The sequence below is a fragment of the Vibrio sp. PNB23_22_6 genome (genome assembly GCF_052877535.1).
This window is the reverse complement of sequence record NZ_JBNFXP010000095.1, coordinates 1-262: the sequence shown is the minus strand read 5'-3', so window position 1 is coordinate 262 and position 262 is coordinate 1. Positions and strand designations below refer to the sequence as shown.

The window sequence follows — 262 nt, the reverse complement described above, 5'->3', positions numbered from 1 at the left end:
GGGCGATTAGCTCAGTTGGGAGAGCACCTGCCTTACAAGCAGGGGGTCACTGGTTCGAGCCCGGTATCGCCCACCATTCTCTAAGTATTTTTGGATAGGAATTCCAAACCACTTCAGTAAAACGGATGTGGTTAGAATATTCGACTCTGAAAGTCTTTAGAAAATGACCTTCTTCGGAAGTGATTTGCTCTTTAACAATTTGGAAAGCTGACTAAACAATCCTTGTCTTTAAATAGATGGGAGATTGTTTGTAAAGTTCTCA

Annotated in this window: 1 tRNA gene; it reads left to right on the top strand. The window is 42.0% G+C overall.

Annotated features, from left to right (window positions below):
- Window positions 1–76 (top strand) — tRNA-Val (locus ACVA54_RS19755).
- Window positions 77–262 lie beyond the last annotated feature (186 nt).